This is a genomic window from Bartonella sp. AA83SXKL, assembly GCF_042196965.1.
In the GTDB taxonomy this organism is placed as follows: Bacteria; Pseudomonadota; Alphaproteobacteria; order Rhizobiales; family Rhizobiaceae; genus Bartonella.
On sequence record NZ_JBHIRG010000140.1, the window covers coordinates 1 to 818 of the forward strand.

Consider the following 818-nt stretch of genomic DNA (forward strand, 5'->3'; position numbering starts at 1 on the left):
TAGCTTTCGGTGCTATGGCCTATATTAGTCGTATGACTCGTGGATTTATGATTGAACAACTTAATCAGGAATATATTATTACTGCACGTGTGAAAGGATTATCTTGGATGCGAACGGTTTGGTTCCATGCTTTCCGCAATGCTGCTGTTCAGATTATCACTGTTGTTGGGCTTTCTTATGCTTTTTTATTAGAAGGTGCCGTATTGACAGAGACAGTTTTCGCTTGGCCTGGTTTCGGACGTTACTTGACCAATGCTCTTTTGGCAGGAGATATGAATGCAGTTGTTGGGTGCACGCTGCTAGTAGGGGGGCTCTTTGTTGCCATTAATTTATTTTCTGATTTACTTTATCGCATCTTTGATCCAAGGACACGCTGAATATGACTACTTCAATGAATCATCATAAACCGCAATCTTCATTTTCTTTAAGTTATTGGTTATATGAAGCTGTTCCGCGGTCAATAGTTCAAGCGAACATACAAAAAATTTATCATTCAGTGATCAAATTCTTTCATAATTTTTCGGCCGTATTCGGTCTAATTATTATTTTTGTTATTATTTTATGTGCAGTTTTTGCTCCTTGGATTGCTACCCATGATTTTATGAGCAATGATCTTGCTCATCGGTTGCAGCCACCATCTATGTTGCATTATTTCGGAACAGATGAATTAGGGCGTGACATTTTTAGTCGTCTCGTTTTTGGTGCGCGGATTACTCTTTATATTGTTTTTCTTACTACAATTATTGTGGGGCCGATAGGGCTGATTGTTGGAACTCTCTCTGGTTATATAGGGGGATGGGTTGATACGCTTCTTATGC

General features: G+C 39.0%; 2 protein-coding genes. Both read left to right on the plus strand.

Annotated elements, in window-relative coordinates; genetic code table 11:
- Positions 1 to 377, plus strand: a 377-nt coding sequence (locus ACFINO_RS10165) for an ABC transporter permease (protein ID WP_375655702.1), incomplete at its 5' end; no start/stop codon positions are given.
- A 2-nt stretch (positions 378 to 379) separates the two neighbouring features.
- The coding region (locus ACFINO_RS10170) for an ABC transporter permease (RefSeq protein WP_375655704.1) at positions 380 to 818 on the plus strand (439 nt) is incomplete at its 3' end.